Source organism: Bradyrhizobium sp. Rc2d, from assembly GCF_900099855.1.
Lineage (GTDB): Bacteria > Pseudomonadota > Alphaproteobacteria > Rhizobiales > Xanthobacteraceae > Bradyrhizobium.
This window is the reverse complement of sequence record NZ_FNCU01000048.1, coordinates 1-18,010: the sequence shown is the minus strand read 5'-3', so window position 1 is coordinate 18,010 and position 18,010 is coordinate 1. Positions and strand designations below refer to the sequence as shown.

At 64.4% G+C, this 18,010-nt stretch carries 19 protein-coding genes and 1 pseudogene; 12 read left to right on the top strand and 8 right to left on the bottom strand.

Annotated features, from left to right (window positions below; genetic code table 11):
- Positions 1 to 240: 240 nt before the first annotated feature.
- Together BLV07_RS36860 and BLV07_RS36855 are read right to left on the bottom strand one after the other, a co-directional pair.
- Positions 241 to 2,034 (bottom strand): peptidoglycan-binding protein, encoded by a 1,794-nt coding sequence (locus BLV07_RS36860; RefSeq protein WP_176946008.1) that lies wholly within the window; start codon positions 2,032 to 2,034, stop codon positions 241 to 243.
- A 270-nt stretch (positions 2,035 to 2,304) separates the two neighbouring features.
- Entirely contained in the window at positions 2,305 to 2,712 is a 408-nt protein-coding gene (locus BLV07_RS36855) for a hypothetical protein (protein WP_091895789.1), read from the bottom strand.
- A gap of 169 nt (positions 2,713 to 2,881) precedes the next feature.
- Here BLV07_RS36855 and BLV07_RS48015 point away from each other — a divergent pair, with 169 nt between their 5' ends.
- Complete coding sequence (locus tag BLV07_RS48015) at positions 2,882 to 3,025, top strand: hypothetical protein (RefSeq protein WP_176946007.1); 144 nt, start codon at positions 2,882 to 2,884, stop codon at positions 3,023 to 3,025.
- Positions 3,026 to 3,074: 49 nt separating this feature from the next.
- On the opposite strand, the gene BLV07_RS36850 is transcribed toward BLV07_RS48015, so the two are convergent.
- Entirely contained in the window at positions 3,075 to 4,565 is a 1,491-nt protein-coding gene (locus BLV07_RS36850) for an MFS transporter (protein ID WP_091895786.1), read from the bottom strand.
- Positions 4,566 to 5,042: 477 nt separating this feature from the next.
- Between BLV07_RS36850 and guaB the strand changes: the two genes are divergently transcribed.
- The 3 genes and pseudogenes from guaB (at position 5,043) to BLV07_RS36835 (ending at position 7,930) form a co-directional block, all read left to right on the top strand.
- Positions 5,043 to 6,536 carry an IMP dehydrogenase gene (gene guaB / locus BLV07_RS36845; protein ID WP_091895783.1) on the top strand — a complete coding sequence of 498 codons (1,494 nt, stop codon included), beginning with the start codon at positions 5,043 to 5,045 and terminating at the stop codon, positions 6,534 to 6,536.
- 249 nt (positions 6,537 to 6,785) lie between these two features.
- The gene (locus tag BLV07_RS36840) at positions 6,786 to 7,484 is read left to right on the top strand and encodes an MDR family NADP-dependent oxidoreductase (protein ID WP_091895908.1); all 699 of its coding nucleotides are present in this window, start codon (positions 6,786 to 6,788) and stop codon (positions 7,482 to 7,484) included.
- Between the two features lie 150 nt (positions 7,485 to 7,634).
- Positions 7,635 to 7,930, top strand: a pseudogene (locus BLV07_RS36835) (hypothetical protein).
- A 15-nt stretch (positions 7,931 to 7,945) separates the two neighbouring features.
- Here the strand turns inward: BLV07_RS36835 and BLV07_RS36830 are convergent.
- Positions 7,946 to 8,788, bottom strand: a complete 843-nt coding sequence (locus BLV07_RS36830; protein WP_091895780.1) for a metallophosphoesterase family protein — start codon at positions 8,786 to 8,788, stop codon at positions 7,946 to 7,948.
- 69 nt (positions 8,789 to 8,857) lie between these two features.
- A complete protein-coding gene (locus tag BLV07_RS48010) occupies positions 8,858 to 9,472 on the bottom strand; it encodes an acriflavin resistance protein (protein WP_176946006.1) in 615 nt (204 codons plus the stop codon).
- 155 nt (positions 9,473 to 9,627) lie between these two features.
- On the opposite strand from BLV07_RS48010, the gene BLV07_RS36820 reads away from it, so the two are divergent.
- Together BLV07_RS36820 and BLV07_RS36815 are read left to right on the top strand one after the other, a co-directional pair.
- Positions 9,628 to 10,050 carry an MAPEG family protein gene (locus BLV07_RS36820; protein WP_091895905.1) on the top strand — a complete coding sequence of 141 codons (423 nt, stop codon included), beginning with the start codon at positions 9,628 to 9,630 and terminating at the stop codon, positions 10,048 to 10,050.
- Positions 10,051 to 10,106: 56 nt separating this feature from the next.
- Complete coding sequence (locus BLV07_RS36815) at positions 10,107 to 11,405, top strand: RsmB/NOP family class I SAM-dependent RNA methyltransferase (protein WP_091895777.1); 1,299 nt, start codon at positions 10,107 to 10,109, stop codon at positions 11,403 to 11,405.
- A gap of 232 nt (positions 11,406 to 11,637) precedes the next feature.
- Here BLV07_RS36815 and BLV07_RS36810 read toward each other — a convergent pair whose 3' ends face one another.
- From BLV07_RS36810 to BLV07_RS36800, 3 genes are all read right to left on the bottom strand, one after another.
- On the bottom strand, positions 11,638 to 11,847 hold the full coding sequence (locus BLV07_RS36810; protein ID WP_008141931.1) for a cold-shock protein: 210 nt from the start codon (positions 11,845 to 11,847) through the stop codon (positions 11,638 to 11,640).
- Positions 11,848 to 12,109: 262 nt separating this feature from the next.
- The gene (locus BLV07_RS36805; RefSeq protein WP_091895774.1) at positions 12,110 to 12,442 is read right to left on the bottom strand and encodes a DHCW motif cupin fold protein; all 333 of its coding nucleotides are present in this window, start codon (positions 12,440 to 12,442) and stop codon (positions 12,110 to 12,112) included.
- A gap of 219 nt (positions 12,443 to 12,661) precedes the next feature.
- Positions 12,662 to 13,033, bottom strand: a complete 372-nt coding sequence (locus BLV07_RS36800; RefSeq protein ID WP_091895771.1) for a nuclear transport factor 2 family protein — start codon at positions 13,031 to 13,033, stop codon at positions 12,662 to 12,664.
- A gap of 137 nt (positions 13,034 to 13,170) precedes the next feature.
- Between BLV07_RS36800 and guaA the strand changes: the two genes are divergently transcribed.
- From guaA to BLV07_RS36770, 6 genes are all read left to right on the top strand, one after another.
- Positions 13,171 to 14,769 carry a glutamine-hydrolyzing GMP synthase gene (guaA, locus tag BLV07_RS36795; protein ID WP_091895903.1) on the top strand — a complete coding sequence of 533 codons (1,599 nt, stop codon included), beginning with the start codon at positions 13,171 to 13,173 and terminating at the stop codon, positions 14,767 to 14,769.
- A gap of 92 nt (positions 14,770 to 14,861) precedes the next feature.
- The gene (locus BLV07_RS36790; RefSeq protein WP_091895768.1) at positions 14,862 to 15,509 is read left to right on the top strand and encodes an HNH endonuclease signature motif containing protein; all 648 of its coding nucleotides are present in this window, start codon (positions 14,862 to 14,864) and stop codon (positions 15,507 to 15,509) included.
- 49 nt (positions 15,510 to 15,558) lie between these two features.
- Entirely contained in the window at positions 15,559 to 15,801 is a 243-nt protein-coding gene (locus BLV07_RS36785; protein ID WP_091895765.1) for a type II toxin-antitoxin system Phd/YefM family antitoxin, read from the top strand.
- Between the two features lie 3 nt (positions 15,802 to 15,804).
- Positions 15,805 to 16,242 carry a type II toxin-antitoxin system VapC family toxin gene (locus BLV07_RS36780; RefSeq protein WP_091895762.1) on the top strand — a complete coding sequence of 146 codons (438 nt, stop codon included), beginning with the start codon at positions 15,805 to 15,807 and terminating at the stop codon, positions 16,240 to 16,242.
- Positions 16,243 to 16,332: 90 nt separating this feature from the next.
- Entirely contained in the window at positions 16,333 to 17,592 is a 1,260-nt protein-coding gene (locus tag BLV07_RS36775; RefSeq protein ID WP_091895759.1) for a serine hydrolase domain-containing protein, read from the top strand.
- A gap of 173 nt (positions 17,593 to 17,765) precedes the next feature.
- The coding region (locus tag BLV07_RS36770) for a transposase (protein ID WP_143035611.1) at positions 17,766 to 18,010 on the top strand (245 nt) is incomplete at its 3' end.

The window sequence follows — 18,010 nt, the reverse complement described above, 5'->3', positions numbered from 1 at the left end:
CCCGCACGTCCTGCGCATCCTCCGTCGCCACCTTGACCGCCGCCTTGGCTGCGCCTTTGCCCGCGCCCTTGCGGCTCGCGATCTCCACCGCCTTGCGGAGATCTCGTAGCCGGCATCAACGGGCATCTGCCAGAAGAACCCAGCTCGATACGCCGAGGTCAGCGCCACTACGACGAAGGCCGCCGCGAACACGGTGGCCGCAAAAAAGAGCCCCGCCAGAGGCGGGGCTTTGGGGGCATCTTACCGGCTGGGTTGATTCTGAGCCGGCTGACCCGACGTCGAAGGCGGCGGGGCATTATTTTGGTTGGTTTGCCCAGACGGCGTGTTGCTGGGCTGGTTGGTGGACTGACTGTTGCTTTGGGCCGGCGCCTGTCCGGTGGTCTGACCAGCAGGCGGTTGTGTGCCTGCCTGGCCCGACGGCGCCGGTTGGTTCTGCTGAGCCTGGCCGGTTGTGGACGGTTGGTTCTGCTGAGCCTGGCCCGTTGTGGATGGTTGGTTCTGCCCAGCCTGGCCGGTGGTCTGGTTCTGCTGTGCCGGCGCATTGGTCTGGTTCTGCTGCGCCGGTGCGTTGGTCTGACCGGTGCTTTGCCCGGTCGTGTTCTGCTGCGTCGACTGGCCAGTCGCCCCCTGACCAGTGGTCGTCGATTGGCCCTGCGTGGCGCGGATCTGGTTGGAGACGCCTAGTGCAGCGACCGTCCGGGTATCGATCGAGCCGGTGGTCTGGAAACCTTCCCGTCTCTGGAAGGTGATCAGCGCTTCGCGCGTAGCGGGCCCGAGGATGCCGTCTGCTTGGCCAGACATCAGGCCGCGTTCAATCAGCACCCGTTGAACAATGCGGATCTCGTCGGGGCTGAGATCCAGCGCGGCGATGTTGCCACCGCCACCGCTCACGCTGCCGCGCCGGGCAAAGTGCGTTCTTGGGCCGGCGGGAATGGCGTCGACGATCCTGTGGCTTCGGTCGACGACGATGATCTCGTCATCCACGACGAAGAAGCTGTCGTCCCGATAGGCCGGATAGATGTCGATCAGCACCGGGAATGTCGAGATGGCGACCACGGAGATGTTCCGCGGCACCACCACGCCAGTATTGATCCGGAAGTTGATGGAATTGAAGTTGACCCGCACGCGATCCACATTGCGTGAGCTCAACACCGATTGCTGCAGCGTTGTCTGCTGCTGTGCGCTCACTTGCACGCGGCCGGACAAGCTCTGGGTAGTCCCACCCTGGGCCTGCGCCTGGGTGTTGACCTGTCCTTGAGTGTTGGCGCCGGTCGTCGTGCCCTGCTGGGCACTCGGGGCTTGCGCGTTGTTGGTGTTCGCGCCAGTCGTTGGCGCGCTCTGGCCCTGGGCGTTGCCCTTGGCGCCAGTCGTCGTTGTGCTCTGACCCTGCACGTTCTTGCCTTGGGCATTGTCCTTGGTGTTCGCGCCGGTCGTTGTCTTGCTCTGACCCTGCGCGTTCTTGCCTTGGACATTGTCCTTGGTGTTAGCGCCTGTGGTCGCGCTCTTACCCTGTCCTGCGCCTTGCGACTGACGCGTAGCGTCGCGGTCGCTGCGGCTCTGACCGGTGGTTTGGTCCTTCATTCCGCTCTTGTCGCGCTCGGACCTGGACTGACGGGCTTGGTCGGGGCCGCCTCGGCTCTGACCAACGGTTTGGTCCTTGCCACGCTTCTCGCCTTCAGATTGGGACTGACGCGCGTTGTCGCGGGCGCCGCGGCCCTGATCGACGGCCTGACGTTCGCCCCTATCGGCCTTGCCACTAGCACGCATTCCCTCGCTACGCTCAGAACGCGACGGCGCCGCAGCGGGCCCCTCGGCCCGACCACCTGCGCGGCCCTGGGTCGTTCCTTCGCGGTGAGAGGCGCCGCCTGCACCTTGCGACATTCCGCCGCCCGATCGGCCGGATTCCGCGCCAGCGGCCGCGCCTCCGCTCATCCCGCCGCCGGCGCCTTCACGCATGCCTTGAGCCGATGCCAGGCTGACGCCGGCGAGCAGCACAGCTGTGGTCAATAGGAACCTGTTCTTTCTCGTGTCCACCTGAACCTCCTCCATTTGCTTTGCAGCATCCGTTGATGGGGAACCTTCGAAGCTCAGGGCTCGAGACAAGCCGAGCCCTCATTCGAGTTTTCCGATGCCTGTGAACGATGCGCCGATGCCATCGTTCCTATCAGGCGGGAGAGTCGCGCGGTTCCGTCGCGGTGCTATCGCGCGCGCGGGACTCTCTCGATCGAAGCGATAAAGACATCGATCAAAAATCCACTTTGCAGGCTCAGCGCCTCGCGCCGGCCCTTCTCTTGCCGCGTCGCTTCACCAGTAAGGGTGCCAGCGGTGGTGATAGAAGTGCCGCCGCGGGAACGGTCCGCCGTAATAGGCGAAGGCCGGCCGCACGACACGGTGATAGCGGTAGCCGTAGTAGGCAGGGGCGTAACCGGTGCTGTAGTAAGTCCTGGTGTAGCCACCCCACGGATAGTAACCGCCGTAATACGCCGGTGCGTAGTAGTCGTCATAATAGCCCGGATACCCGTAGTAGCCGTAGCCCGGTCCGTAGGCGTACGCGGACGAGGCGAGGCCGCCGATCAGGGCACCTGCGAGTAATCCGCCTGCCAGCGCCGGCCCAAAACCACCGCGCCAGCGAGCCTCCGCCGGCGTCGGTGCCGCCACCGCGCTCACGCCGAGCGCGCCGACGGTTGCCAGGACAAGTGCGGTCTTTTTCATGCACGTCCTCCTTCATTGGTGTTTCGACATCGTGCCAACATTGCCGAAGGGCAAAAGTTGCAAGCGCGCGCAGGCGAGGAACAGGAGTCACGAAGATAAACGAGCGTTCATCTCGGTGAACGCGCTGGTGGGGCGCCTCTGAGTGATCGCGTTGGCTGGAGAGATCCACATGCCCGCTGTCCGCGTGCGTTCGTTCGACCTCGCGCCACAGGGTACGCGCGGGAGTAGGAAGCCGCTCGGCGACATCGCCTCGGACTATCCCTTTCGCGCGGTCCACGAAGGTCAGGTCAAAGCTAATTTCGGAAAGATGTAAATGATCGGCTGCTGTGCATGTGGACTCTTGTCCGGGGAGAGCCGGCCCGCTACCCCAGCCGCTGATCCCGCACGTCCTGCGTATCCTCCGTCGCCACCTTGACCGCCGCCTTGGCTGCGCCTTTGCCCGCACCCTTGCGGCTCGCGATCTCCACCGCCTTGCGGCCGGAGATCTCGTAGCCGGCATCAACGGGCATCTGCCAGAAGAACCAGCTCGATGCTGCCGAGGTCAGCGCCACCACGACGAAGGCCGGCGCGAATACGGTGGCGTTGAGCTCGCTGACATGGCTGAACCACATCGTCGTCTCGACGCAGGCCGCGCCGACGGCGACGCCGGCTGAGACCGCGAGCTGCTGGTTGACGCTGACCAGCGTGGTGGCGCGGCTCATCTGCGCGGTCTCGACGTCGGCATAGGCGACCGTGTTGATCGCGGTGAACTCCAGCGAGCGGAAGAAGCCGCCGACCACCAGGATCACCATGATGATGAGCAGTGGTGTCGTCACCGTGAACAGGGCGCAGACGCCGAGAAAGAACGCGCTGACGACCGCGTTCACCGTCATCAGATTGCGGAAGCCGAAGGTGCGGATGATGCGCGCCGCCAGCGTCTTCATGCCCATGGCGCCGAGCGAGGAGGCAAAAGTGACCAGGCCCGAGTGGAATGGCGACAGCCCGAAGCCGATCTGCATCAACAGCGGCAGCAGGAACGGCAGCGCGCCGATGCCGAGACGGAACAGGAAGCCGCCGAAAATGGCCGCGCGCAGCGTCGGCAGCTTCAGAAGTGAAAAGTCCAGCACCGGCGATCCCGTCCGCCGCGCGTGCAGGACATACAGTGTCATCGAGATCGCGCCGCCCACGACCAGGGCCGCAACCGTGCTCCAGGGCAGCAGGTTGAGCCCGGCGACGGAGAGGCCAAACGCGATGCCGGCAAGCCCGATGCCCGCCAGCACCATGCCGTAGAGATCGAACGGCTCCTGCGTCTCGCTCTTGATGGGGTCGATGAAGCGCAGCGCCATGAAGATGCCGAGCAGCCCGATCGGGATGTTGATCAGGAAGATCCAGTGCCAGGAGGCGTACGTCGTAATGAAGCCGCCGAGCGGCGGCCCGATCACGGGGCCGATCAGGGCAGGGACCGTCACCCAGGCCATCGCATTGACCAGCGCGCTCTTGTCGACCGAGCGCAGCAGCACGAGACGCCCGACCGGGGTCATCATCGCCCCGCCCATGCCTTGCAGGATGCGCGCGAACACGAAGTCGGTGACCGAGGTCGAAAGCGCGCAGCCGACCGAGCCGACCATGAACACGCCGACCGCGATCGCGAACACCATGCGCGCGCCGAAGCGGTCGGCGGTCCAGCCGCTCGCCGGGATGAACACCGCCAGCGACAGCAGATAGGAGGTGATCGCGAGCTTCAGCGTCAGGGGGCTGGTGCCGATGTCGGCCGCGATCGCCGGCAGCGAGGTGGCGATCACCGTCGAATCCATGTTCTCCATGAAGAGCGCGGTGGCCACGATCAGCGGAATGACGCGTTGCTTGTCGACCATGACGGATTGATAATGAAAATCGGAAGGAGGGGCGGACTTGCGGCTTAACACCGCCTCCTGCCGGGGACCATTGCGGATCAACGCATAGCACCTAAGTCCCGCGTAACAACGGTGTGACCCTCTCCCTCGTCATTCCGGGGTGCGCCGCTTGGCGCGGGCTATGGTGCGCAATTGCGCACCTGAGAATCCATTGGGCCGTAGGAATCGCTGGGGAATGGCTTCCGGGCTCGCGACTTCGTCGCGCCCCGGAATGACGATGGGTGGGGGCGCCGCCGGGCTATCCCCGCCGAATTTGCCCAAAAAGCCTGTGCATGGCTGGCCGGCGGTCCGAATTGCTTTGATTCGTCACGCAGCCGTGCTATCGACCCGCGTCAACCCCACCGATGGGCTCCGATTCTCCGGCGTTGCCGCAAGGTACGCCGAGGGCGGCGCTCATCCATTAGCATTTGCGGCAGGGCCGCAGGAAGGAGTTGGCAGATGGCCACGGTGCAACTTCAAGGCATTCGCGAAGCCTTCACGTTCGACGACGTGCTGCTGAAGCCGGGCCTGTCCGAGGTCATGCCGGGCGAGGTCGACATCCGGTCCCGCGTCACCCGCGCCATTCCGCTCAACATCCCGATCATGGCCTCCGCCATGGACACCGTCACCGAGGCGCGCATGGCGATCGCCATGGCGCAGGCCGGCGGCCTCGGCGTCATCCACCGCAATTTCGATCCCGAAGGGCAGGCTGCCCAGGTGCGGCAGGTCAAGCGCTACGAATCGGGCATGGTGGTGAACCCGCTCACCATCAGCCCCGAGGCCACGCTCGATGACGCGCTCAAGCTGATGAGCGATCACGGCATCTCCGGCATTCCCGTCGTCACCGGTGCCGGCAAGTCCACGCCCGGCAAGCTGGTCGGCATCCTCACCAACCGCGACGTGCGGTTCGCGACGAACCGGCAGCAGAAAATCTCCGAGCTGATGACACACGAAAATCTCGTCACGGTGCGCGAGAACGTCAGCCAGGACGAGGCGCGGCGGATGCTGCATCAGCATCGCATCGAGAAGCTGCTCGTGGTCGACGAGCAATATCGCTGCGTCGGCCTCATCACCGTGAAGGACATGGAGAAGGCGGTCGCCCACCCGCTCGCCTGCAAGGACGCGCAGGGCCGCCTGCGTGTTGCTGCCGCCACCACGGTCGGCGACACCGGCTTCGAGCGCACCGAGCGGCTGATCGATGCCGGCGTCGACCTCGTCGTCGTCGACACCGCGCACGGCCATTCCCGCCACGTGCTGCACGCCGTGAATCGCATCAAGCGTCTCTCCAATTCCGTGCAAGTCGTTGCTGGCAACGTTGCTACCACCGAAGGCGCGCAGGCACTGATCGACGCGGGTGCGGATTGCATCAAGGTCGGCATCGGCCCGGGCTCGATCTGCACCACCCGCATCGTCGCCGGCGTCGGCGTGCCGCAGCTCACCGCGATCATGGATGCGGTGGAAGCTGCGAAGAAGGCCGACATTCCCGTCATCGCCGACGGCGGCATCAAGTTCTCCGGCGACCTTGCCAAGGCGCTCGCCGCCGGCGCCGACATCGCCATGGTCGGCTCGCTGCTGGCCGGCACCGACGAGACGCCGGGCGAAGTGTTTTTGTGGCAGGGCCGCTCCTACAAGGCCTATCGCGGCATGGGCTCGGTCGGTGCGATGGCGCGCGGCTCGGCCGATCGCTACTTCCAGCAGGACATCAAGGACGCGCTCAAGCTCGTGCCTGAGGGCATCGAGGGCCAGGTGCCGTACAAGGGCCCGGTCGGCAACGTCATGCACCAGCTCGCCGGCGGCTTGCGCGCCGCGATGGGCTATGTCGGCGCACGCGACATGAAGGATCTGCACCAGAAGGCCCAGTTCGTCCGCATCACCGGCGCGGGCCTGCGCGAAAGTCACGTCCACGACGTCACCATCACGCGCGAAGCCCCGAACTATCCGGGCGGGGGTTAGTCGCTCGCTCGTACCAAAATGACGGCGTCATGCCCCGCGAAGGCGGGGCATCCAGTACGCCGCGGCCCTTCCACTCAGTCACAACCGTCTCGGAGTACTGGATCGCCCGCCTTCGCGGGCGATGACAGCGTGTTTGTGGTTCGCACCTGCCGCAAGCTCGTCATTGCAAGCGAAGCAATCCAGAGCTTTTGTGTTGACGCAACTAGATTGCTTCGCTTCGCTCGCAATGACAGAAAAGTGGAGGAAGCCATGTCCCAAGGCAAACGCATCGTTCTCGCCGCGCGTCCCGTCGGCGAGCCCAAGCCGTCTGATTTTCGCCTGGAGGAATTCGCTGTTCCGACGCCCGGGCCGGGCGAGGTCCTGCTGCGCACGATCTGGCTGTCGCTCGATCCCTATATGCGCGGGCGCATGAGCGAGGGGCCGTCCTACGCCGCGCCGGTGCCGATCGGCGGCGTGATGGAAGGCGAGGCGGTCAGCGAGGTCGCGGCCTCCAACAATGCTGATTTCGCGGTAGGCGACATCGTGCGCATCCGCTCCGGCTGGCAGACCCACGCGATCTCCAGCGGCAAGGGCCTGATCAAGGTCGATCCCAAGCTCGGCCCGATCTCGACCTCGATCGGCGTGCTCGGCATGCCCGGCATGACCGCCTATACGGGCCTGATCGCGCATTACAACGACACCGAGGCCAAGCCGCCGAAATGGGCCGCCAGCATGATGCGTGCGACCCTGACCAAGCGGCTGACCTTCCGCGGCTTCATCGTCTCCGACTTCGCCTCCCGCCATGGTGACTTCCTGCGCGACATGTCGGCCTGGGTCCGCGAGGGCAAGGTGAAATACAAGGAGTTCGTGACCGAGGGCCTGGAGAGCGCGCCCGGCGCCTTCATGGGGCTGCTGAAGGGGGCCAATTTCGGCAAGCAGCTGGTGCGGGTGGGGCCGGATAAGGCCTGAACCCGCCGCTCCGAGCCCCCGACGGGCGGAGATGGTTAAGAAAGAGTCACCGATCGGCCACACCTGTTCGTAAAACCCGCAGGTGTGACCGCCGGTTCATTGACCTCAAGGCGAAGGCATTGAATCATCGCGCATATTTTGGGTGTTGCGATGTTAGAGATCAGTGTTTTCTGCGTCATTGTGTTGGCGGTGGGCTATTGGGCGACCATGTTCGTCATGGGCCGGCGCGACGACGTCATCCACGGCAAGTTCGTGCATGTCGACGAGGAGGACGATGTCGTTCGTCCCGCGATGCCGACACCACCGCCGCCATTCCCGAAGCGTCCGGTCAAGGCTGCGCAGCCAACCATGGTCCAACCCATGATCGCCAGACCAAGCCGGTGAACAGTGCGGCGCTGCAATCCCTGCTGGCCGCGATCCAGCAGGACCTCAAGAGCGTCGCCTGAACCGCCAAGTTCGCGCTAGTGCTCGCCGCCCATCTGGGCGAGGATTTCCTCGATATCGACATCGATCTGGCCTGCGGCCCTGACGTGGCGGAGCTCAAAACTGTCCGGCCGGAAGCGGTACTCAACGAGCCCGACTTCCTTGATCGCGATCCGGTCCTGGCGCTGATCGTTGATGACGAAGCCGGTGGACGGTGCCCAGACATGGCGGGTGTGGCGATAGGTGAAGTCGCGCCGCTGATGCACATGGCCGCTGGCGATGAGGCGCAGATCGACATGCGCAAACATCTCGATCAGCCGCGCCCGGGCCGGCTGCGGCACGTAGCGGATCGCGGTCTCCGCCATCTCGGCATCGTCGGGCAGGTTGAGAAACACCGGCTTGTGCAGGAACAGCGCGACCGGCTTCCCGGCGGTGCGCGCGAGCTCCTGTGCCAGCCAGTCGAACTGCTCGGCCTCGAAGGCGAGCCCTGAATTCATGACAAGGGAATTGAGGCCGATGAAGCGCCAGCCCGCGGCCTCGAACGCCCAGTGATCTTCGCCGATGATGTCGCAAAATTGCCGGCGGTGTGCCTCGCTGACCGGCGGCTTCGGCGCCGGTCCGATCATGGTCGGATTGTCGCCGATGTCGTGATTGCCGGGCAGGTAACGGCAGGCGACGGGCAGGGCATCGTGCAGGCTTTTGGCGAATGCGACATCGTCGCGGCCGGTCGGGCCGTCGAACGAGACATCGCCGGTATTGACGATGAGATCGGGCCGGTTGGCGTCGATGTGCTCGCAGACGCGCTGGAAGTTGGCGATCAGGCCGGGAAAACGCCGGCCGAGATGGGTGTCGGAAATCTGCGTGAGGCGAAATTCGGACATGCGACCATCATACCCGCCGTCGCGCGTCGGAACGATGACGGCGCGGGCATGCGTCGCAACGAACAAAGTTTAAAGCACGCGATAGCGGATCGTGTAGCCGTCCTGCGGGGCGACGGGGCCGGCCAGCGGCGAGGCGATGCGGTCGGCGAGGTGCCAGGGGCCGAACTGCTCGGAGCGATGCGGCTCGGCGGGCAGGCGGAGGCGGAATTCGAACGTGCCCTTTCCGGGCAGGCTCACTACCAGCACGCGGTCGGCGGTGCGGTGGTTGAGCGCCACCGCGCCACGCAGCAGCGCGCGCCCGTCCGAGAGGTCGCGCACGCCATCGACCAGCGCCAGCGTCTGGTTGCGGTCGGTGTGCAGCTCGATCTGGGTGTCGGTGACCGCCGCCAGTATCTCCCTGGGCATGCGGATCTCGAACTCGACCGCCGGCTTGGACGGGTTGAGGCCGAGATAGGCGAGGGCGGCGTGGCGCATGTCGTAGGCGGCAAAGGCGAACAGGACGATCGCGGCGAGCGCCGCAAGGCCGTGCCTGACGACGTCGCGCCAGGTCCGGTAGCTCAGGCGGAAATAGACCGTCATCGCCAGCGCCACCGCAAGCGCAGCAGCAATGCCGGCCAACGCCGACATCAGAATTCCGTGCCGGCCGTCGGCGGACTCAGTGAAGAGACTGGACAGGATATTCATGGCGGTCTCTCGCCTCAGCCCCTGGGGGCCGAAATCGCTTTAACTATCGGCATTTGGTCGCGCGAGCGGGAACGCCGGTTCAAGTCGTTCATTGTCAGCGCCAACAGACGCGGCTAATGACGATCGGCGGCAATTCGCCTCCCGGGAAAGTTCCGATGTCCGTTCAAATGGTCCTGCTGCCGGTCTTCGTGCAGGTCGCTCTCACCTTCGCGCTCTTGATCGGCATGGTGATGGCGCGCCGCAAGACGCTGGTCTCGGGCGAGACCCAGATCCGCGACATCGCCCTGGGCGAGCCGAACTGGCCCAAGGGCGCCACACAAATCGCCAATTGCTACCGCAACCAGTTCGAGCTGCCGGTGCTGTTCTACGCCCTGATCGCGCTGGCATTGCCGCTGCGCCGGGCCGATCTCTTCATCGTGCTGATGTCCTGGGTGTTCGTGGTGACGCGCTTTGCCCATGCCGGAATCTTCGTCTCCTCGAACGATCTCGGCCGGCGCTCGACGGTCTGGCTCGCCAGTGCGCTGGTGCTGCTGGCGATGTGGGTCTACTTCGCGCTGAAGCTGCTCCTGCTGATCTGACGCTTGCGTTGGCGCATCATGCGCAAAACAGAAGATTCTCATCTGAAAGATTTGAAATGACGCCCGCTGCCCGGCTGTCCGCAGCCATCGAACTGATCGACACCATCGAGAGAGACCGCGTGCCCGCGGCCAAGGCGCTGAAGGAGTGGGGCACCGCGCACCGCTTCGCCGGTTCCGGCGACCGCGCCGCCATTGCCGGCCTCGTCTGGGACGTGCTGCGCCGCTACGCCTCGAGCGCGTTCCTGATGGATTCCGATACTGCGCGGGCGCGGCTGATCGGCATGCTGCGCCTCGAGCGCAACATGGACACGGCCACCATGGAAGCGCTGTTCGACGGCAGCCGGTTTGCGCCTGCGCCGCTGACGGAGGCCGAGCAGGCCGCGCTCGCCTCGCGGTCGCTGAATGGTGCCCCGGCCGCGGTCGCCGGCGACTATCCGGACTGGCTCGATCCGCACTTTGCAAAAGTGTTCGGCGAGGACCGTGCCGCCGAGGCCGCGGCGATGGCGAGCCGGGCCCCGCTCGACCTGCGCGTCAACACGCTAAAATCCAATCGGGACAAGGTGCTGCGTGCGCTTGCTCATCTTCATGCGAAACCGACGCCTTGGTCCGCAACGGGCTTGCGCATCGAGCTTTCGGCCGATGCGCGCAATCCCGGCATCCAGGCCGAGGAGGATTTCATCAAGGGCGCCATTGAAGTGCAGGATGAGGGATCGCAGCTTGCAGCCCAATTCACCGCGGCAAAACCCGGCGAGCAGGTGATCGACCTCTGCGCCGGCGCCGGCGGCAAGACGCTGGCGCTCGCCGCCCTGATGCAGGGCAAGGGCCGGCTGATCGCCACCGACCGTGACAAGCGCCAGCTCGCCCCGATCCACGAGCGGCTGTCGCGCGCCGGCGTCCACAATGCCGATGTCCGCACGCCCAAGGGCGAGGCCGATCCGCTTGCCGACATCCGTGCGTCGGCTGATCTGGTCGTGATCGACGCGCCCTGCACGGGAACCGGTACCTGGCGCCGCAACCCCGACGCCAAATGGCGCATGCGACCGGGCGCGCTGGAGATCCGCCTGCGCGATCAGGCCGAGGTATTGGAGCGCGCGGTTCCGCTGGTGAAGCTCGGCGGCCGCATCGCCTACATCACCTGTTCGGTGCTGTCGGAGGAGAACGGCGAGCAGGTGAGGGCGTTCGTCGCGCGGCATCCCGAGTTTGCGGTGGTGCCGCCGGGGCAGACCGCGAGCGTGCTCTGGGACAAGGCGGAGGCTTTTGGCGAGGCCGCGCTGCAGTCAGATGAAGGCTGGCTAATGACGCCGCGGCGGACCGGAACGGACGGTTTCTTCGTGTCGGTGCTGCGGAAGGCGTAGCTCTCGTAGGGTGGGCAAAGGCGCGCCCTTCGCGCGCCGTGCCCACCATTTTCCCGCAGTGTCGCGCCAATGGTGGGCACGCTTCGCTTTGCCCACCCTACCGCACCGCCGCTGACGCGGCACAGTTCCATCCCAAAACAAAAGCCCCGCGAACCGTTCCCGGTCGCGGAGCCTCTGTTAGCTAACGCTTCTGCCGGTACGTCCGTGGTCAGAAGCGCTGGTGCGCTGGCGATTAGCCGACGCGGAGATTGTCAGCCGAGGACTTGCCGCTGCGACGATCGGCGACGATGTCGAACGAGACCTTCTGGCCCTCGTTGAGGGAGGAGAGGCCAGCGCGCTCGACGGCGCTGATGTGCACGAACACGTCCTTCTGGCCGTCATCCGGCTGGATGAAACCATAACCCTTTTGGGTGTTGAACCACTTCACGGTGCCCATAGCCATGGGAATTTCCTTTAGTTAGAGAGGATACGCACGCAGACCGGTACGCAGCATTGCGCCCATAGTCCTGATGAGTCGATGTTTGGAGAATTCATCTGAAGCGTGCGCGCCCGTCAGCAACGAAGCGAAGCGGCCCAGTCGTTCGGCCAAGTATCGATGATCACAATATAGCGAGGATTTGGGGCTTCTTCAAGGCACCACCCGCGCTTCGGGATACCGCGCGGGTTTGCTATTTTGCGGTGCAAGTTCACCGCGCTCGCGCGCCTCAGTCGACGATGAAGAGCGTCGCACCCACCGCCGTCGAGGACCGGTGCGCGGCATCGCCGAAATCCGAGACCTGATAGCTCATCCCGGCCGTCAGCTTGAATTTGCGCCCGTCGCGCAGCTCGCTGTCGAGCTCGCCCTTCAGCACGTAGAGCACGTGACCGCGATCGCACCAATGATCGGCGAGATAGCCCGGCGAATACTCCACCATCCGCACCCGGAGATCGCCGATGTTGAGCGTGCGCCAGAGCGCCTGGCCGGTCTCGCCGGGATGCGTGGTGGGCTCGACCTGGCTCCAGTCGGTGACGGTGAAGGGGGAGGTGGGGAGTTTCATAGGGAGGTCCTGTCTCTGGGCCGGCGGGACTCTGTTATCGCACGCTGTCGCCGCAGTCTCCGTCATTGCGAGCCTGGGCCACGAACGTTCCTCGTTCACGGTGTCATTGCCCGCGAAGGCGGGCAATCCAGTATTCCACCAGCGGTCGTGATTAAACCGATGAGCCGCGGCGTACTGGATTCCCCGCTTTCGCGGGGAATGACGGCGGTGGGTGGGGCGTCACTGCACCAGATGATTGGCCGAGCCCTGCACGATCAGCCCCGCCGCATTCACCCGCAAATATTCGCAGATCTTCTTCCCACGCTCGTTCGCGTAGAACACCACGACACTATCGGGGCTGACGAACACATCGATCGGCGAGAAATGCAGCTCCGGCAGCAGCCCGAGCGCCTTGCCCCAATAGGCGCGAAGCGCGTCCTTGCCGTGCACGGTGCCGCTGGCATCGAATCCCATCACGGGGATGCGGTCCGAGGTCATCACGGCGGCCTCGTCATAGAGCCTGAGCACGCGTTCGAGGTCGCGCGCGTTCCAGGCTTCGACCCAGGCCCGGCCGAGCGCGGCGAGCGATGATGGCTGGTGATGCTGTGACATGGCGTTCTCCCTGATCGGCCCTTGGCAACAATAGGTCAATATTACTTACCTATATTCATTTGTCCATGCCCAAAGAAGAATGTGGGGCGCGCGCCCGCGCGGTTGCGGGCCGTCGCGCGGTCGCGTATCTGCTGGCCATGACAGCAGCACAAAACGACCGCTCCGCGTCGACGCCCTCGGTGGCCTCGGCGCACGACAAGATTCTCATCGTCGACTTCGGCAGCCAGGTGACGCAGCTGATCGCGCGTCGCGTGCGCGAGGACGGCGTCTATTGCGAGATCGTCCCGTTCAACAAGGCGGAAGCTGCCTTCGACGAGATGAAACCGAAGGCGGTGATCCTCTCCGGCGGCCCGGAATCGGTGCATGAGGCCGGCTCGCCCCGCGCCCCGCAAGCGATCTTCGATTCCGGCGTTCCGGTGATGGGCATCTGCTACGGCCAGATGACCATGGCGGCGCAGCTGGGCGGCGAGGTCGAGGGCGGCCATCACCGCGAATTCGGTCGCGCCGATGTCGAGGTCAAGGCCAAGAGCCAGCTGTTCGAGGACGTCTGGTCGCTGGGCGGCAAGAACCAAGTCTGGATGAGTCATGGCGACCGCATCACCAAGATGCCGCCGGGCTTCTCCGTCGCCGGCACCTCGCCGAACGCGCCCTTCGCGATCATCCAGGACGAGACACGCAAATATTACGGCCTGATGTTCCACCCCGAAGTGGTGCACACGCCCGACGGCGCCAAACTGATCCGCAACTTCGTCCGCAAGATCGCCGGCCTCACCGGCGACTGGACCATGCGTGCCTTCCGCGAGGAGGAGATCCAGAAAATCCGCCAGCAGGTCGGCAGTCGCAAGGTGATCTGCGGTCTTTCCGGCGGCGTCGATTCAGCGGTTGCGGCCGTGCTGATCCACGAAGCCATCGGCGACCAGCTCACCTGCGTGTTCGTCGATCATGGGCTGCTGCGCCTCGACGAAGCCAAGACCGTGGTCGACCTGTTCCGCCACCACTACAACATCCCGCTCGTGCACGTGGATGCCTCCAAGCAATTCCTGGGCGAGCTCGAAGGCGTCACCGACCCGGAAGTGAAGCGCAAGACCATCGGCCGCCTCTTCATCGAGGTGTTCGAAGCTGAAGCGAAGAAGATCGGCGGCGCCGACTTCCTGGCGCAAGGCACGCTCTATCCCGACGTGATCGAGAGCGTCTCCTTCACCGGCGGCCCCTCGGTGACGATCAAGTCGCACCACAATGTCGGCGGCCTGCCCGAGCGCATGAACATGAAGCTCGTCGAGCCCCTGCGCGAGCTGTTCAAGGACGAGGTGCGCAAGCTCGGGCGCGAACTCGGCCTTCCCGAAATCTTCGTCGGCCGTCACCCATTCCCGGGCCCGGGCCTCGCCATCCGCTGCCCCGGCGAGATCACCCGCGACAAGCTCGACATCCTGCGCAAGGCCGATGCCGTCTATATCGACCAGATCCGGAAAGCAGGCCTCTACGACGAGATCTGGCAGGCCTTCGCCGTGCTGCTCCCCGTCAAGACCGTCGGCGTCATGGGCGACGGCCGCACCTACGACTACGTCGTCGGCCTGCGCGCCGTCACCTCCACCGACGGCATGACCGCGGACTTCTACCAGTTCGACATGAAATTCCTAGGCGAGACCGCCACGCGCATCATCAACGAGGTGAAGGGCGTGAACAGGGTGGTGTACGACGTGACCAGCAAGCCGCCTGGGACGATTGAGTGGGAGTAGGGGGCTACCCCAAAGGTTTCGTCCGTCCAAAGCCGCAATCCTGATCCATTGTCCTATCAACCGGGGAGGTTGGCGGCTGACGGAGATTTGCCATGGGCCGGTACGTCGACAGTCTTTCATTAAGAAGCGAGATATTTGAGTTCTGGAAAGATCGCATCGTAGGCTTGGTGCGATGGATTGACTGGGGTGAACCCGGCTGTTGGGCGTGCGGATTCTATTACGGCCCAAAATACGACATCAAACGATCTGACGCGGGTTGGGACGAAATTCTCCGGTGCTGGGACCGTATCCCTCTCCAGCGCTGTCACATTGTCGGGCGCGCACTTGGAGGCAGCGACGACGCCTCAAACCTGTTCTTACTGTGCCGCGAATGTCACGATCGGATGCCGAATACAAACATCCCTGAAATATTCTACGAGTGGGCAAGGGCCCAGAATTGGTCCAGAAGAGAAGATGCCAAAATACTGGATGCGATGAAGGCATTCAGAGTTGAAGGCGTGATGGTGCCCGATCTGGAGCGGGTGCTGGAGTCCGAAGACTACAAGCTTTGGTCGGAAGGTCGGCGTGGCCTGCATTGGCCCCAGTCGAACTATGCGTCGATCTCGTCGCGTTTGACGCCTGCGACGACAGTAGGGCTTGCTGTTTATTATCTTCGCTTTGTCAGTGATCGTCCGCTCAGGCAACGGAGCAGGCGCCGGACTGGAAAGCGCTCTAAGGCGGATACGGTCAAGCCGTCTTGAAATTTGGTTGGTTTACCTTTATGACTACTGTAGTCATAAGGGTGAGCCCATGCGCGAAATTCAGCTTCGTGATGCGAAGGCCAATCTTTCCGCAGTCGTCGATGAAGCTATCGACGGCAAGCCTGCCGTGATCACGCGCCGTGGGAAGAAACAGGCAGTGGTCCTGAGCTACGAGGAGTGGAGGCGGCTGTCGCAGGTGCCGAGCTTCGGGCGTCTGCTGATGGCGATTCCTGTGAGAGCGGGCGATTTGCCGGCGCGCAATCGGTCCAAGCTCCGTAAGACCGATTTTTGAGACGTGTACCTCATTGATACGAACGTCATATCCGCGGTCTCGCCGAACCGGCCGACGCCCCAGGCGCTTGTTGAATGGATGGACGCGCAATCCGCCTCCATATTCTTGTCCGTCGTGACAATTGCAGAGATCGAGGACGGAATTGCCAAGCTGCGACGCGAGAAAGCCGCGCGCAGGAGCAAGGACTTGGCCCAGTGGCTTGATACCGTGCTGCATCTCTACGGCGACCGAATACTGGCGTTCGACACGGCGGCCGCGCGGCTTGCGGGAGCACTATCGGACCGGGCTCGCGGGCAAGGTCATGCGCCCGGATTTGCCGATATCATTATTGCTGCGACGGCGCGCCAGCACGCGCTGACGATCCTGTCCCGCAACGTCAGGCATTTCGAGCCGCTCGGCGTGCCCGTGCTCGATCCCTTCAGTGATTTGCCGCCGTCCTGATCGTTGCGCAGGTGCCCAGCGCTTGCGTCGGATGTGCCTCATGCTCGCCCATGCTACCACATCCGCATCGCCTCTTTGGAGCCAGTGTTGATGTCTGTCCCGCCCAACGCCGTCCAACCACCCGCATCCTCCACCTCCACCGACCCCGAAATCATCGGCTGGATGCACGGCTTCCCGCCATCCCCAGACCGCACCATCACCTTCCAGGATGGCTCGTTCCGCAATTTCCCCGAGCTGCGCTGGGCGTGGAGCAACATCCGCCAGCTGGTGCCGACCGTGAACGTCTGGCGCGGGGCGGGGCCGGCGTCGCCTCTGCCGCGCGAGGACCATGACATCGGAGCGGTCGGCTCGATCACGATGGACGGCCGGCCCATGACGTTCGCAAAGATGCTGGAGGAGACCTACACCGACGGCATCGCGGTGCTGCATCGGGGCAGGCTGATCTATGAGCGCTACTTTGGCGCATTGAAGCCGCACAAGCCGCATATCGCGATGTCGGTGACGAAATCGTTCACCGGCGTGCTCGCGGGCATGCTGGTCAGCGAGGGCAGGATCGATCCGCAGGCGCCCGTCACGGATTATGTGCCGGAGCTGAAGGCGAGCGCGTTTGGGGACGCGCGCGTGCACGAGGTCATGGATATGACCACGGGGCTCGCCTACACCGAAGTCTATACCGACAAGAATTCGGATGTGTGGGGGCTGCGGCGCGCCAACGGCATGGCGCCGATCCCGCCGGGTTATGACGGCGCGACCACCATCTTCGATTTCCTCGTCGCGCAGAAGAAGCAGGGCGAGCATGGCAAGGCCTTTGCCTACAAGACCGTCAACACCGACGTGCTGGCCTGGATCATCAGGCGCACCAGCGGCATGACGCTGTCCGATCTGCTCTCCGAGCGCATCTGGCAGCCGATGGGTGCGGAGGAGGACGCGCATTATCACGTCGACCGCATCGGCACCGAGAGCGGCGGTGGCGGTCTCTCCACCAGCTTGCGCGATCTCGCCCGCTTCGGCGAGACCATGCGCAATCACGGCCGCTTCAACGGCCGCCAGATCGTGCCGTCGTCCGTGGTCGAGGACATCGCGCGCGGCGGCGATCCAGAAAAATTCAAGCCGGCCGGCTACACCACGCTGCCGGGCGCCTCCTACCGCAATCAATGGTGGGTCACGCACAACGCTCACGGCGCCTACATGGCGCGCGGCGTCTATGGCCAGGGCATCTACATCGATCCCAGGGCCGAGATGGTGATCGCGCGCTACGCCTCGCATCCCATGGCGGGCAACTCCGCCAACGACCCCGTGACGCTGCCGGCCTACATGGCGCTGGCAAAGGCGCTGATGGCGGGCGGGTAGGTACGTCGGGACGCCGGTCCTCGTAGCCCGGATGGAGCGAAAGCGTAATCCGGGACTGGCCAGCCGCATCGCGCCGCTGCCTCTGTGGCAAGAATCCCGGATTGCGCTGCGAGGTTGGGCAAGAATCCTAGCCGTTTGGGTGAACGAGTGTACGATTCGGTATGACGAATCGCATGTTCAAGACCGGGGTGAGCCGGGATCAGGTCAGCCTTCTGCCCGCGCGGGTGGAAGATTATGTGGGTCGAGAGAACCCGGTTCGGGCGATCGAGGCGTTTGTCGCAGCGCTGGACCTTGAGCGGCTTGGCTTCGGTCATGCCGGGTCGGGTGGCGGGGCGGGACAACCGCCTTACGATCCTGCCGATCTGCTGAAGCTCTATCTTTATGGCTACACCAACCGGATACGATCCTCGCGCGCTCT

Excerpts from the sequence above, each read along its gene's own strand:
- BLV07_RS36855 (WP_091895789.1), bottom strand. The coding sequence starts at position 2,712 with ATGAAAAAGACCGCACTTGTCCTGGCAACCGTCGGCGCGCTCGGCGTG.
- BLV07_RS48015 (WP_176946007.1), top strand. The coding sequence starts at position 2,882 with ATGCCCGCTGTCCGCGTGCGTTCGTTCGACCTCGCGCCACAGGGTACG.
- BLV07_RS36850 (WP_091895786.1), bottom strand. The coding sequence starts at position 4,565 with ATGGTCGACAAGCAACGCGTCATTCCGCTGATCGTGGCCACCGCGCTC.
- guaB (WP_091895783.1), top strand. The coding sequence starts at position 5,043 with ATGGCCACGGTGCAACTTCAAGGCATTCGCGAAGCCTTCACGTTCGAC.
- BLV07_RS36840 (WP_091895908.1), top strand. The coding sequence starts at position 6,786 with ATGTCCCAAGGCAAACGCATCGTTCTCGCCGCGCGTCCCGTCGGCGAG.
- BLV07_RS36830 (WP_091895780.1), bottom strand. The coding sequence starts at position 8,788 with ATGTCCGAATTTCGCCTCACGCAGATTTCCGACACCCATCTCGGCCGG.
- BLV07_RS48010 (WP_176946006.1), bottom strand. The coding sequence starts at position 9,472 with ATGAATATCCTGTCCAGTCTCTTCACTGAGTCCGCCGACGGCCGGCAC.
- BLV07_RS36820 (WP_091895905.1), top strand. The coding sequence starts at position 9,628 with ATGTCCGTTCAAATGGTCCTGCTGCCGGTCTTCGTGCAGGTCGCTCTC.
- BLV07_RS36815 (WP_091895777.1), top strand. The coding sequence starts at position 10,107 with ATGACGCCCGCTGCCCGGCTGTCCGCAGCCATCGAACTGATCGACACC.
- BLV07_RS36810 (WP_008141931.1), bottom strand. The coding sequence starts at position 11,847 with ATGGCTATGGGCACCGTGAAGTGGTTCAACACCCAAAAGGGTTATGGT.
- BLV07_RS36805 (WP_091895774.1), bottom strand. The coding sequence starts at position 12,442 with ATGAAACTCCCCACCTCCCCCTTCACCGTCACCGACTGGAGCCAGGTC.
- BLV07_RS36800 (WP_091895771.1), bottom strand. The coding sequence starts at position 13,033 with ATGTCACAGCATCACCAGCCATCATCGCTCGCCGCGCTCGGCCGGGCC.
- guaA (WP_091895903.1), top strand. The coding sequence starts at position 13,171 with ATGACAGCAGCACAAAACGACCGCTCCGCGTCGACGCCCTCGGTGGCC.
- BLV07_RS36790 (WP_091895768.1), top strand. The coding sequence starts at position 14,862 with ATGGGCCGGTACGTCGACAGTCTTTCATTAAGAAGCGAGATATTTGAG.
- BLV07_RS36785 (WP_091895765.1), top strand. The coding sequence starts at position 15,559 with ATGCGCGAAATTCAGCTTCGTGATGCGAAGGCCAATCTTTCCGCAGTC.
- BLV07_RS36775 (WP_091895759.1), top strand. The coding sequence starts at position 16,333 with ATGTCTGTCCCGCCCAACGCCGTCCAACCACCCGCATCCTCCACCTCC.